The 11674-nt window shown below is 62.6% G+C and carries 10 protein-coding genes; 1 reads left to right on the plus strand and 9 read right to left on the minus strand.

The features are described from left to right. Nucleotides 1–7: 7 nt before the first annotated feature. From EXW71_RS10365 to EXW71_RS10405, 9 genes are all read right to left on the minus strand, one after another. The gene (locus EXW71_RS10365) at nucleotides 8–2344 is read right to left on the minus strand and encodes a bifunctional diguanylate cyclase/phosphodiesterase (protein ID WP_134658423.1); all 2337 of its coding nucleotides are present in this window, start codon (nucleotides 2342–2344) and stop codon (nucleotides 8–10) included. 206 nt (nucleotides 2345–2550) lie between these two features. Next, nucleotides 2551–3726, minus strand: a complete 1176-nt coding sequence (locus EXW71_RS10370) for a PotD/PotF family extracellular solute-binding protein (protein WP_123714745.1) — start codon at nucleotides 3724–3726, stop codon at nucleotides 2551–2553. Further along, entirely contained in the window at nucleotides 3723–4697 is a 975-nt protein-coding gene (locus EXW71_RS10375; RefSeq protein ID WP_123714744.1) for a GTP-binding protein, read from the minus strand. The genes EXW71_RS10370 and EXW71_RS10375 overlap by 4 nt, the downstream gene beginning before the upstream one ends. A gap of 31 nt (nucleotides 4698–4728) precedes the next feature. Beyond that, nucleotides 4729–5022, minus strand: a complete 294-nt coding sequence (locus tag EXW71_RS10380; protein WP_134658426.1) for a hypothetical protein — start codon at nucleotides 5020–5022, stop codon at nucleotides 4729–4731. A 13-nt stretch (nucleotides 5023–5035) separates the two neighbouring features. After that, nucleotides 5036–5785 (minus strand): SDR family NAD(P)-dependent oxidoreductase, encoded by a 750-nt coding sequence (locus EXW71_RS10385; protein WP_134658429.1) that lies wholly within the window; start codon nucleotides 5783–5785, stop codon nucleotides 5036–5038. A 46-nt stretch (nucleotides 5786–5831) separates the two neighbouring features. Beyond that, complete coding sequence (locus EXW71_RS10390; RefSeq protein WP_134658431.1) at nucleotides 5832–6593, minus strand: SDR family NAD(P)-dependent oxidoreductase; 762 nt, start codon at nucleotides 6591–6593, stop codon at nucleotides 5832–5834. 10 nt (nucleotides 6594–6603) lie between these two features. Continuing rightward, a complete protein-coding gene (locus EXW71_RS10395) occupies nucleotides 6604–7944 on the minus strand; it encodes an MFS transporter (RefSeq protein ID WP_134658433.1) in 1341 nt (446 codons plus the stop codon). A 68-nt stretch (nucleotides 7945–8012) separates the two neighbouring features. After that, the gene (locus EXW71_RS10400; RefSeq protein ID WP_134658435.1) at nucleotides 8013–8891 is read right to left on the minus strand and encodes a polysaccharide deacetylase; all 879 of its coding nucleotides are present in this window, start codon (nucleotides 8889–8891) and stop codon (nucleotides 8013–8015) included. 11 nt (nucleotides 8892–8902) lie between these two features. Continuing rightward, on the minus strand, nucleotides 8903–10234 hold the full coding sequence (locus tag EXW71_RS10405; RefSeq protein ID WP_134658437.1) for an amidase: 1332 nt from the start codon (nucleotides 10232–10234) through the stop codon (nucleotides 8903–8905). 336 nt (nucleotides 10235–10570) lie between these two features. Between EXW71_RS10405 and EXW71_RS10410 the strand changes: the two genes are divergently transcribed. After that, nucleotides 10571–11560, plus strand: coding sequence for a GntR family transcriptional regulator (locus EXW71_RS10410; RefSeq protein ID WP_134658439.1), 990 nt, complete (start codon nucleotides 10571–10573; stop codon nucleotides 11558–11560). The last annotated feature ends 114 nt before the right edge of the window (nucleotides 11561–11674 follow it).

Raw genomic sequence — 11674 nt, forward strand, 5'->3', positions numbered from 1 at the left:
CCCGCCGCTAGAGCAGAAAATGCTCACGCCGCATCCACATCTCGAACGCCATGGCGTTCAGCGGCCGGCCGATCAGGTAGCCCTGGGCGGTGTCGCATTTCCACTGCTTGAGCAATTTCAGGCTGGGCTCGAACTCCACACCCTCGGCCACCACCCTGAGCCCCAGGTTGTGGCTCATTTCGATGGTCGAGCGCACGATCACGCCGTCACCGGTGGTGCTGTCGAGGTTACGCACAAACGATTGGTCGATCTTCAACTCCTGCACCGGCAGGCGCTGCAATTGCGCCAACGAGGAATAACCGGTGCCGAAATCATCCACCGACAGGCTGATGCCACAACCGCGCAATTGTTCCAGCACCCTCAGGGCCTGCTGCGGGTTGTGCATGATCGCGCTTTCGGTGATTTCAAAGATCAGTTGCTCGGCCGCCACCTCGTATTGGATCAGCAAGGCGGTCACACGAATAGCCAGGTCATCATCGGCCAGATCATCCACTGAGATATTCACCGACAACTGGATATGCAAATCCCGTTGCCCCCATTCGGCGATTTGCCGGATCGCCTCTTCAATGACCCACAGGGTCAGGCCCCCCATGCTGCCGGTGCGCTCGGCCAGGGGGATGAACTCGCTGGGTGACACTTGGCCCAGGGTTGGATGCTGCCAGCGCAGCAGCGCTTCCGCCTGGCGCACGTGCCCATGGTTGAGGTCGAGCTTGGGCTGATAACACAGGAACAATTCGTCCTCGATCACCGCGCGGCGCAGGTCGCGGATCAGGGTGATCTGGCGCTGGTGGGCCAGATCGCGGTCCTGCTGGTAGACCTGCAAGTGGCCCGGCGAGGTCGCCGCATCATGCCGGGCGATGGTGGCGCGGCTGATCAACTCTTCCACCTGCTGGCCGTCGGCGGGGTAGGCGGCGATGCCAATGCTGACTTCATGGCGCACTTCGTCATGGCCGATGCGCTGGGGCTCGGTGAGCAGTCCATACAGGTGATCGGCACGGGCCACGGCACGGTCGATCTCAGTGTTTTCCAACAGCAGCAGAAACTCGCTGCCGGCAATGCGTGCGGCAGTGTCGCCGGCCAGCAGGCTCATGGACAAACAGCGGCTGGCTTCGCGCAGCATGTCCTCGACTCCTTCAGGGCCGAAGCCTTCGTTGATCACCCGGTAATTTTCAATGCCGATGTACAACAACACCACCGGGCGTTGTGCGCTGATCGCGCTGCCCAGGCGCTCCATCGCCAGGGCGCGATTGGGCAGGCCGGTGAGTGGGTCATGCAAGGCATTATGGGCCAACTGCCGTTCACGCACGGCGATGCCGCTTTGCATCGCATTGAAGGCACGGGCCAGCAAGCCGAATTCATCGTGGCCGCGCACCTGCACGGGCGTGCGATAGTCACCGGCACCAATCCGCCCGGCCGCCGCCACCAAGGCATCAAGGGGCCGCGATACACGGCGAGCCATGAGCAGCGCTGCCGCCAGCGCAACCAGCAACACGGCCAAGGCAATCCCGAGAAATTGCCGGTCCAGCGGAGCAAAGGATTCCAGTGCATGGTCCAGCGGGCTTTGCAGCAATACGCGCACCTCATCGCCATCGCCGGTATTGGCCAACGGCAGGACCTGGCTGAGTACACGCTTGCCATGAAACACACCCATCTGCGCTTCGGGGTTCAAGTGCTCGTCACGCAGCCGCTCGATGATGCCGGCCTGGTACTCGTAGGGTTGAGTGGTGAACAGGCGTCCGACCTGGCCGTTCTGCACGCTGAGGAACGATACCTCCAGGTTGCTCATGGAGCGCAGTTCATCGGCGAACAGCGTATCCATGGGAAACCCCATGACCACTCGGGCGATGGGCTGCGGATCGAGGACCACATCCTGCACCAGCAAGTAAGGCTGCCCGTCCATGGCCACGATCAACATTTGCAGGCCATTGCGCAGCGCCTGGCGCAATGCATGGTCATAGGGAAACGGCTGGCCACGGGTGAGTATCGGCAAAGTACTGACCATGACCTGCCCCTTCAGGTCCAGCACAAAAACCTCGCTGGAACTGATGCCGGCGCTATGACGACGCAGCTCGGCCAGGATAGGTTCGGCGCCGCTATCGGCGACGGCGCGTATGAAAGGGCCATCGACGGTGAGCCAGTCCAACCCGTATTGCAGCCGGCGCCCACGCAGATCCAGCAGCCGCTCGAATACTTGGCGGCCGGTTTCCAACTGCACTTCGGCCTGGTTCTCTACCGCGCGGGTGGTGGCGGCCTGGACAGCAAAATAGGTGGCCGCAACGACTACCAGCAGCAACAGCGCCAAGACCCCGGCAACACGGGTCTGAAAAGTGTGACGCCACTTCATCGCAGTGCCCTCGGGCAGTATTCGCCGCTCTCTGCCAAGCCGTCCCTGTGTCATGCGCCTCCCTGGCGACTGCTGATCTGGCGTCAAAAAAACATCCATTTTGCTCGGATGTTCTGTTTTAGCAGATTAGCTGGGACCTGAGATAAGTACACCCATAGAAGCTGGAACGTTCGCGTCACTTTATTGGCGCTTGAGGATTGTCCGGATTAAGCGCTGCGTGCGCGCATGAAGTCCCCCCAGCGGCGCACCAGGTAGTTGTGCTCATCCATCACCGAATTCCACACCGCGACATTCCCCATGCGCTGCTCATAGGAACCGCCATCGCGCACATCGCCCACATCGATCAGGGGCAAGCCATCGCTGCCCATCAGTTCCTCCCGTGCAGGCTTGCCGGCGTACCAGTAATCCCACTCGGCGCGGGTCAGGTGATCACGGCTGCGTGCCGGGTTACCGATGTAGTAACCCTGGCGCGCCATCACCGCCCCGGGCCAGCCGGACAACCACCAATTGAGGTAGGCATAGGCCGCATCCAACACCGGCCCCTGGGCATAACGTGACAACGACAAGCCGCCAAACCAGGCGCGATAGCCTTCGCGGGGCACCGCCAGGCGGTATTTCACACCGGCGCGGTGCAGGCGCATCAAGGTCGGCGACCACAGGCTCTGGATATCGATACTCGGGCTGAGCATCAGTTGCGCAGCTTCTTCATCATCCGACCAGAATGCGGCGAAATGCCCTTCCTTCTGTTTGCGTACCAGAATATCGGCGAGCACATCGATCTCTTCGATGCTCATGTTGCCGATGTCCTTGAACTGCGCCAGCCCTGCCCCCTGCACCGCCAGTGCCGCGTCGAGGGCGCCGATGGCGGCGTCACTTTGCAGCGCGGTGCGCGCGCGCCACGCCGGGTCCAGCAGCCAGCCCCAGCTTTCATTGCCGTGGCTGAAGCCGTCGGGCAAGCGCTCGGGACGATAGGCGAAACTGTCGGCATTGTGGGTCAGCGGCAGCATGCTGATGCGCTCGGTCACCGTGCTGCCGAGGCTGCCGTCGTGCTGCACGAACAGGCGCTCGCTCGGCACGCTGCCACTGCCGAGGCGGTCATTGGCCGATAGACGACCGCGCTTGGGCAGGTCATTGATCTCGTGCCACAGCGCAATACGCCGGGTGTCGATGGGCTGGATCGCCCGCGCCGGCCACACGAAGTCGACGTTGTGGAACCACTGGTCGTACAGGTCATAGCTGTCGGGTTGCATCACGGCAATGCGCTGGGCCTGTTCGACATCGTGCACCTGGTACACCAGGCGAATGCCCAGCTCCTGTTCGGCACGCACACGCAAGCATTCGAGCAGGGTCACGGACGTGCCCAGGACACGTAGGGTAATCATGCCGCGAACCGCCGTGAGAACACTTCAAAGGAGCGACGCAACAGCGCCGGGTCGAGGCCGCGCAGGATAAATACCAGGCGCGATTGCCGATCGCTGCCCGGCCATGCAGGCAAGTGAACCGGGGCATGCAGGCAATGCTGCACGCCATGAATGACGATAGGGGCCGAGCTTGCGTTCACGTTGAGCAGTCCTTTGACGCGAAGGATTCGTTCGCCATGGCATCTTAACAGCATCGATAACCACACCCCGAAACCGACCCAGTCCAGCGGCTGCTCGAAGGTCAGGCAACACACCCGCGCCGCGCCGTGGGAAGCGGGGGTGGTTTTATGCAATTGCCAGCGATTGACTTCCACAGCGGGTTCGGCGCTGCGCAAACCCTCGCCGAGCAGCAGTTGATCGCCGCTATGGATGTCCTGAGTCGTGAGGATAGGCGTACCGGCGTTGAGTGCCTGCAAATGCGCGCGCAACGCATCGCAGTCGCCCATCACGTCGGTTTTGCTCAGCAGCAGCCGATCCGCTGCGGCGACCTGAGCCAGCCATTCGGGGTGCAAACGCTCCTGCAGCGCGGCGTGGCTGGCATCCACCAAGGTGACCACCAAGCCGATATGGAAGCGCCCACGCAGTTGCATGTCGTTATTGAGCGTGGCGAGGATCGGCGCCGGATCGGCCAGGCCAGTGGTCTCGAGGATCACCCGTTTGAACGCCGGGATCTCACCCCGATCGCGACGTTGCAACAGGCCGAGCAACGCCTCTTTCAACTCACCGCGAATCGAACAGCAGACACAGCCGCTGGGCAGCAGCACGGTGTCCGGCGCGACCTCTTCCACCAGCAGATGATCAATGCCGACATCGCCAAACTCATTGATCAGCAACGCCGTGTCGCCAAGACTTTCGCCTTGCAGCAGGCGCTTGAGCAAAGTGGTTTTGCCGCTGCCGAGGAAGCCGGTGATCACATTCAGGGCCATGCTCATAGTCGTTTCCGTACTTATCAATGTGGCGGATTCAGTGTTCCAGATACTCAAGCAGCGTTGGATCAAGCGGGTCCAACGGTCGCCCGAGCATGCTTTCAGCCACCTGCCACAGTTGATCCAGGCCACTGGCCAACGCCTGTTTGCCGGTGGCGCCCAGCAGCAGATAAGAGGCACCCTGAAAGTCCTCGACCTTGAGTCGAAACACTGCCAGCACCTGATTGATCGCCGCGATCCGACGCAAGCGTTCGCGGCGCCTGGGCAGTTCATCGCCCAACGGATCGCTCCAGTGCAGGTCTTCGCCGAGCAAGCCGCAGAGTCCGCACATCGCTACACCCCGCTCATGGCATGACATCGCCGGAGTTCGGGCCGAGGGTCTGGCCGACGAACAGATTGCCGCCTGGCTCGCTGGCCAACAGCACGGCCGTGGGTGCCACTTCGTCAGCCAAACCGAAGCGCCCCAGGGGCAACTCGGCGGCCTTGGCGCGTTTCCAGGTGTCGCTGATACCGCCCACCAATGGCGTTTCGATCGGGCCGGGGGCGATGGCGTTGACCAGCACATTGTCCTTGGCCACTTCCAGCGCCAGGGACTTGGTGAACCCGATCACCCCCGCCTTGGCCGCCGCGTAATGGGTCAGTTCGGCGCCCCCCTTGATGCCCAGTTGCGAGGCCACGTTGAGGATCCGCCCCCACCGCTGCGCGAGCATATGAGGCAAGGCGCGCTGGCTGGCGACGAATACGCTGGTGAGGTCGACGCGCAGCATGTCGTTCCACATTTCAAGGGTGAGGTCGACGCAGCGCGCCTGGGTGAGCATGCCGGCGTTGTTCACCAGGATATCAATGCCACCGAAATGCTCGACACAACGGTCGACACTGGCCTGGGCGCCTTCGACGCAGCCGACATCGGCCAGGCATTCGACGACCTCGGCGCCGAGGTTGCGGCAGGTGATTGCGGTTTCGGCAAGGCTGGCGGCATTGCGGTCGGCCAGCAACAAGCGGGCACCCTCGCCGGCGTAGGCGCGCGCGATGGCGGCACCGATGCCACTGCCGGCGCCGGTGATCACTGCGCGGCGGTTAATGAGTTGGGGCATCTGAAATTCTCCTGTTAAACACCGTTCCCCTGTGGGAACTGGCTTGTCAGTCAGGCCAGCGTACGGTCAGGCCGCCGTCGATGACGATACTTTGCCCGGTCAGATAACTCGACGCGTCGCTGGTCAAAAACTGCACCAGCGACGCCACTTCATCCGCCCGTCCTACCCGGCCCAACGGGATCGCACGCGCCGCTTTCGCCAAGCCTTGCGGCCCCAGCGAGTTCTTTGCGTCCAACGACTGCGGCGTCTCGATCAGCCCTGGGATCACCGCATTGCAACGAATCCCCCTGGCCGCCAGCTCCACCGCCAACGAACGGCACAAGCCCGGCACGCCCGCCTTCGCCGCCGCGTAGTGACTGTGCTCCTGCCAGCCATACACGCCGCCGGCAATCGACGAAATCGCCACCAGCGCACTGCCCTCGCCCATGTACCGAGCCGCTGCGCGGAAGGTGCGCATCACGCCCGTGAGGTCGACATTGAGCATCTCGTTCCACAACTCATCGGTCATCTCCAGCAGCGGCGCACGGCGTAGCAAGCCGGCATTGGCCACGGCGTAATCCAACCGCCCGAAATGCTTGACGGTCTGCGCCGCGAGCGCGTCCACCGAGGCGGTGTCGCCCACGTCGAGCGGCAACATCAAGCACGCGCCGCCCGCCTCCTCTACCAGGGTAATCGTGGCCTGCGGGTCATGTGGATCGGCCGGGTAATACCCGCCCGCCACCGCTACGCCGCTGCGCGCATACGCCACGGCGAGCGCTTGCCCGATGCCGCTGGCGGCACCGGTGATCAAGGCAACTTTAGGGTTCATCGAACACTCCTCACTGAACGGTTTCCGGGCGCACATGCCGCGCGGCAAACATCAGGGCACCGGACAAAAAGCACGGCAGTGCGCCGAACCACAGCGCGGCGGTCTGCCAGTCACTGCCGGCGGACAACACCTGGGTGGCGCCGAAACCCGCGACCACTGCGCCAATCGGGCCCATGGCATGGATGATCGCGCCACCGGTGGCGCGGATGCTGGTGGGAAAACTTTCACTGATAAAGAACAGCGCCGCCGAGTACGGCCCGATCAGGAAAAACAGACCCAGGCTGTACAGCCCCACCACCATCGGCATGTTGCTCGGCCCGAACAGCATGCCGGCAAACGCCAACCCACCGAGCATCCAGCCCAGGCCGATGACATTGCGGCGGCCGATCTTGTCGCCCATCCAGCCGTGGCTGAGGTAACCGCAATACCCCACCAGGTTGGACAGCACGAGGATGATCAGCGAGTTCTCAAACGAGATGTGGTGCACGCTGACGATCACCGACGTGCCGAGCACGCTGAACACCTGGATCGCTGCCCAGTTGAGCAGCAGCGCGGCACCGATCACCAGTGTGGCGCGACGGGCCGGGCCACGGAATGCAGCTTTGAGGCCGGCTTTGCTGTGTTCGTCGTAATCCACACCGTAGGTCATGGCGACGTTTTGCGCTTCGCTCACCGCGCCGTTTTTACGCAGTTCGCTGATGCGTTGGTGGATCTGGAACTGCGGGCTTTCCTTGAGCTTGCGCGCCATGATCGCGATCACGATGGCCGGGATCGCAGCAAAGATGAAACAGCCCTGCCAACCGATGACCGGCAGCAACAACGCGGTCAACCCGGCGGCGATCAACGCGCCCACAGGCCAGCCGCCTTGCACCAGGCTGTAGATGAAGCCACGACGCTTGGTCAGCCGGGGATCTTCCGAGGCCCCGTACAGTTCACTCAGGTAAGTCGCGTTAACGGTTTCCTCGGCATAGCCCAACCCGCCCAACGAACGGATAAGAATCAGTGGCGACTTGCCCCAAGCCCCACCGATGGCCGTCAGTGCCGAGCACAGCGCAGACCCGGCCACGGTGAAAATAATGCCTTTGCGTCGCCCCAACTTATCGACGACCGGGCCGATGGCAAAGGCGACCACCGCCGTGCCCACCGCCACCCAGGTGGCTATTTCAGCTTGCTCCACTTCACCCCAGCCAAAATGCCGGCCGATCTCCGGCAGCAAGGTGCCGAACAGAATGAAGTCGTACACCGCAAACACCCAGGCGAAAAACGCGATCCAGGTAGCGAAGCGGACTTCCTGGGACGTCAGTTGCCGGGGTTTCCAGCCAGTCAGGTCAAGCTTGTTGTAGATGGACATAGTCGCGCCTCGGGAGGTGGAGTGGGCTTTCTGTAGGAGCGTGCTTGCTCGCTCCTACAGGGTTGGGGTCAGGTACGCGGTTGGCGGCGGATAAAGTCGTCGGCGATTTCGTCGAAGGTGACGAAGCGCACCCCGGCATGGCGCTGGATGTGCTCGATCAAACGCTCAAGCATCAACAACACTTGCGGGCGACCGGACACGTCGGGGTGGATGGTCATGGTGAACACCGCGTGTTCGTGTTCGCGGTAAACCCAGTCGAACTGGTCGCGCCACATTTCTTCCAAGTGACGCGGGTTGACGAAGCCGTGGCTGTTGGGGGCTTTTTTGATGAACATCATCGGCGGCAGGTCGTCGAGGTACCAGTTGGCGGGGATCTCCACCAACTCGGTTTCTTCGCCGCGCACCAAGGGCTTCATCCAGGTATCGGGATGCTGGCTGTAGTCGATCTTGGTCCAGCTGTCGCCCTTGCGCACGTAGTAGGGGTGGAAGTCGTTGTGCATCAGGCTGTGGTCGTACTTGATGCCTTTTTTCAACAGCAGCTCGTTGGTGACCTTGCTGAACTCCCACCACGGTGCGACGTAGCCGGTAGGCCGTTTGCCGGTGACTTGGGTGATCAGCTCGATGGACTTGTCGAGTACGATTTCTTCCTGCTCGGCGGTCATCGCGATGGGATTTTCGTGGCTGTAGCCGTGCACGCCGATTTCATGGCCGGCGTCGGCGACCGCCTTCATCTGCTCGGGGAAGGTTTCCATCGAGTGGCCGGGAATAAACCAGGTGGTGCGCAAACCGTAGCGCTCGAACAATTTGAGCAGGCGCGGCGTGCCGACTTCACCGGCGAACAGGCCACGGGAAATATCGTCGGGCGAGTCTTCACCGCCATAGGAACCGAGCCAGCCGGCGACGGCGTCAACGTCGACGCCAAATGCACAAAGGATGTCTTTAGCCATGGTGTGTCTCCTTAAATAGTCAGTACGGATTCGACGGCCAACGCCGCCCGCAACAAGCGCGCGTCTTCGCCCATCGGGGCGCTGAGCAACAGCCCGGTGGGCAAGCCCAGGGCATCGCGGCCGCTGGGCAGGGTGACGCCGGGCATATCCAGCAAACTGCCGGGCATGGTCAGGCGCAGGGTGGCGAGGTTGGTTTGTACGAACAGCTCGTCGTCGGCCTCCAGCGGTGCCAGGGCAGGGGCGCCATGGGCGACGGTGGGCGTGATCAGGATGGCGCCGTCGAGGTCGTCGCTCAGTTGTTGTTGCAGGTGCCGACGCGCATCGAGCAGATGGATCAGCTGGCTGGCCGGCAAGCCGCGTGCGGCTTCGAGGCGACGGCGTACGCGGGGGTCGAGCTGCTCGGCATCGGCGCTGTCGAGCAACGCTTCATGCAGGGCGAACGCTTCGAATGCGCCGAGCCAGCCTTGGTGCTTGATAAGGTCCAGCGTGGCCTGGAACGTCACGGACGGGCGCACAGTGATCATCGCCCCGGCGGTTTTCAATTGGTCTGTCGCACGCAGCAGGTTATTGCGCACGGCGGGCTCGATGTCCTCCAGTGCGCCCTGCTCCACTACAAAACGCTGGCCCTTGAGGCTGCGCGGAAGGTGCTGTTGCACGCGGCCGTTGAGCAGGTCATCGATGGCAAGCGCATCGCGCACGCTGCGGGTCAACGGGCCGAGACTGTCGAGGGTGCGAGCCAGCGGGAAGACGCCGTCGCGGCTGTAGCGACGGCTGCTGCTGCGGTAACCCACCACACCATTGAGGGCAGCGGGGATGCGGATGGACCCTGCGGTGTCGGTGCCCATGGCAATCGGCACGATCCCGGCGGCGACGGCCACCGCCGAACCGGAAGACGAACCACCAGGAATACGTGGCTGGTCCGTGCCATGGGGATTGTATGGCGTGCCGAAATGCGGGTTCAGGCCCAGGCCGGAATACGCCAGTTCGCTGAGGTTGGTCTTACCCAGGCTGACCATCCCGGCACGACACAGCAGCCCCACGCTCGGTGCATCGAGCAAGGCGGCAGGTGCATTGCGACGGTAGGCGGCGCCAGCAGTAGTGACACTGCCGGCTACATCGAACAGGTCCTTCCAGGCCAGGGGCACACCGTCGAATACGCTCAAGGGCTGCCCGGCACGCCAGCGCGCGGCGGCAGCTTCGGCCTCGCGACGGGCGCGTTCGACGGTCAGGGAGATAAACACGCTGGGGGCCATGCTTGCATGGACCAGCGCCTGTTCGAGCACCTCTACCGGATCGCTGCGGCCGCTGGCGAAAGCCTCCGCCATTGCAGTGGCGTCTGACATGGTAACGATCCTCATAAAACGTACTTATTAATAAAATGTACATTTTACAAAGGCAGATTCCGTGCCAGTCTTTGTAGACGCCTTTTGTGCGTCGTTCAGGTTCTGCGCCAATAACCACGGGATAGAGAGTTTGGAAGGAAGCAAAAAAGCCAAACGAGGCCTCTTGGACAATCCAAGGACCTAATAATGTATGTTTTACAAACAAGTACATTTTGGTGCAGAAAAGTAACATTCCTGCTGTCACGGCCCCAGAAGGGTGCCTCCGCCGGGGTGCAGAGTGACAGCCGTAACTGTGAGAGAATCCCCAGCCACCGCCCTACCTGTCCAGAGAACGCGATGAAAGCAGTGCCCGCCTCGGCCTCCCGCTACGCGATGATTTACCAAGTGTTGCGTGACGCGATCGTCAGCGGTACCGCCCGCCACGGGCTGGTTCTGCTGGAAGCGCCACTCGCCGAATTGTTCGGCACCAGTCGCGTACCGGTGCGCAAGGCGCTGGACCTGCTGCATGCCGAAGGCTTGATCTGCCGCTTCAACGGTCGCGGCTATCTGATCAACCCCGAAGGCCTGGCCATGGAGCCGCTACGCCTGCCCTTGAGCCATGCGCACCTGGGGCTCGATGACGAAGTCGAGTTGGTGGACACGCGGCCACTGGGCGAACGCATCGTCGAAGAAATCGGCGCGGCGCTCTCCACGTGCATCGCCTTCGGCCACTACCGCCTGGATGAACAGGCCGCCGCCGACCATTACGGCGTCAGCCGCGCCGTGGTACGTGAAGCGCTGATGCGCCTGCGCGACCGTGGCCTGGTGGAAAAGGAGCCCTACTCACAATGGCTGGCGGGGCCTTTGACCGCGCGCGAAGTCACCGAAGACTACGAACTGCGCGCCTGCCTGGAGCCCGAAGCCCTGCGCCAGAGCGCGCCCCACCTTGATCGCGGGCGGCTTGAAGCCATGCTGCAGCGCGTGCTGGACGCCCAGAACGCCCCCCACTGCAGCCTGGAAGCCATCGAGCAGATCGAAGAGGACTTGCACCAGCACTGCCTGGCCGGCCTGCAAAACCGTAAGATTGCCGCGCTGATCCGCCAGGGCCAGAGTCCGATGATCATCAGCCGGATCTTCTACCGTTTGCTGGGGATCGGCGCCGATCCGGCGATGTTGGCCGAACATCGGTTGATTCTGGAGTTGCTGCTGCACGGCGCGTTCGATGCGGCGGCACTCAACCTGCGTGAGCATCTGCAACGCGCCCGTCAGCGGATGTTGCAGCGTCTGAAAGTGCTGTCGGTGCTGCCCGAGCAGCCATTGCCCGCCTATCTGCACAAAATCAGCTGACCCGACATAACCCAAACGTGGGAGGGGGTTCGCCCGTGCCACCTCGCCCGAGGTCGATACAATAATTTCATGCAATTTGTTGCTAACGGCTGCCCGCCATTGAAACCACCGCTA

The sequence above is a fragment of the Pseudomonas sp. BCA17 genome (assembly GCF_004519405.1).
Taxonomy (GTDB): Bacteria; Pseudomonadota; Gammaproteobacteria; order Pseudomonadales; family Pseudomonadaceae; genus Aquipseudomonas.